1 protein-coding gene is annotated in these 2,217 nt (G+C 57.1%); it reads left to right on the top strand.

The annotated features are described in order from the left end of the window. Positions 1-2,005: DUF4214 domain-containing protein (locus AAHE99_RS26650; RefSeq protein WP_342120985.1), on the top strand; the 2,005-nt coding region annotated here is incomplete at its 5' end. Positions 2,006-2,217: the final 212 nt, after the last annotated feature.

Raw genomic sequence — 2,217 nt, 5'->3', positions numbered from 1 at the left:
AGAGAAGCCCGCCTGGCAAAACTGCCGGCGGGCTTTTTGCATTCCATGTCTCCTCTGTAATCACAATTGCCTTTGCTTCTCATCTTCATTATCATTTCTGCAATTTTTTCAATTGAGGGTGCATGGGATGCAAGATTTGAAAAGCAGTTTGATAGCGATTCTATTGCTGGCGTTGACGGCCTGCGGAGGTGGCGCTCCGGAGTCGGAGCCGGCGATGAGAGTCAAGCAGGCACGGCAAGCACGCATGTCGGCCCCCGTGCCCGGCGTTGTTGCAATGGCCGGATTGTCATCGGATTATGTGATCACGCGCCAGGCAACCGACATCCAACTCAAGCACAAGTCCAGCGGCATCATCCGCAATGTGCCTGCTAACGCCCGATTGCGTTTCGATGACTTTACGCTCGCAATGGATATTGAAGGCAGCGCTGGTCAGGCCTATCGTTTGTACCAGTCCGCGTTCAACCGCGCGCCAGATATCCCCGGACTCAGCTTCTGGATTTCCGTGCTTGACCAGGGTACCAGCCTCGAAACAGTCGCAACCGGCTTCGCTGACTCCAACGAGTTCCGGGCCATCTACGGCAGCGCCACAAGTAACGAAGAAGTCGTGCGTCGCATCTACCAGAATGTGCTTCACCGCGAACCGGATCCCGCCGGTTTTGCCTTCTGGACCGATGCCGTCAATCGCGGCGTGGTCTCCATGCCTGCTGCGCTTTCCATGATCAGCGAAAGTGCTGAGGGTCAACTGGGCGTCATGAACGCCATTGTTAACGGCATTGTGATCCAGGAGCCGGGTATCGATTACCTGCCGACGGCCCGCACCCAGGCGCCGGCTGGCGTCACCTTGGGGAAAATGACAACCCTGTCTGGTGCCGCAAGCAGCGCCTCGCTAAATCGAAGCCTGACTTATCGCTGGACCCTGCAGGCCAAGCCGCCGGGCAGCAATGCCGTGCTGGTGATGGCATCGACGGCAACGCCATCGTTTGTGCCTGACCTGGAAGGGGAATACCTTTTCAACCTGGTTGTGAATGACGGCAAACGTGATAGCGTGGCGAGCCAATTGCCTGTTTTTGTCGGCTGGCAGCCACCTGAAGGAGCCGTGCCGTCGAGCGGAAATTACGTATATCTGTCCAGTGTTGGCGGCGACTATGTGGGCGGAGGCCGGACGTACCAGTACACGCAGGCCAATGCTTCCATGGGATTCCGCGACAATAGCTGGAACCTCCAGGTATACGTTAACGGCGACACCTGGTGGAACGGTATGTTTGCCTTCCCTAGCGCCACAGGGCAGGGTGGCAAAGTGGTGCGCGGGTTTCACGCGAACGCTGCGCGCTTTGGTAGCGCCACGGTAGCCGGCCTTGATTGGGGCGGGGATGGTCGTGGCTGTAATCAGGTTACGGGCTGGATCTATGTCTCGGTGGCTGAGTATGAAGGCGATGCGCTGCGCCGCCTGGAGCTGACTTTCCGCCAGCATTGCGAGGGTGGTCCGAGCTCGTTGTACGGCAAGATCCGTCTCGGTTATCCGGATAGTACGCAGCCGCCAGGGCCCACGGCGGCACCTGCCGGTTTATGGATGGCGCCGGCGGGTGCACTGCCGCTGAGCGGGAATGCGGTCTATATCAACAGCCCTCAAGGGGACTGGATTGGGGCCGGCTATGTTGGAACCACTATTGAGAGCGAGGCCACCCCACTGCGAGTGAGCAGCACCGGCAATTCCTTGTCCTTCACTACCAACAATTTCGACTTTTCTTTCAAAGGCATGAATTCCATCAGCCAGATTGAAAAGGGCTACTATTCCGGCCTGCAGCGCTTAGCCTTCAGCAACGCACTCAAAGGCGGGCTGAGTGTAGGCAGCCCAGGACGTGGATGTAATACGTCGTTAGGCTGGGCCATGGTGGATAACGTCGTTTACGTGAACGGCAAGCTCAATTCCATCCTGATGCGCTTCGAGCAATCCTGTGATAACCAGCCTCCGTTGCGCGGCGTGTTGCGCTGGAAGGCGAAGTAACTAGCGCGCAGCATACAAATCGGCCTTGCCAAGTGCAGGCCGATTTTGTTATAGTTCGCCCCCTCGCAACGCAGCAACGTCAAGGACGAAGCAGCGAAGCGAAAAGATGGGGTTGACGAGTTATACGAAACACTGCATAATCTCGCTTCTGTGCTGCTGACAAACACAACGCTTTGTCAACGAAGGCAGCGATCTTTAAAAATCAACAGTCG

This window comes from Pseudoduganella sp. OTU4001 (genome assembly GCF_038440195.1).
In the GTDB taxonomy this organism is placed as follows: Bacteria; Pseudomonadota; Gammaproteobacteria; order Burkholderiales; family Burkholderiaceae_D; genus Rugamonas.
This window is presented reverse-complemented; position numbering and strand designations above follow the sequence as displayed.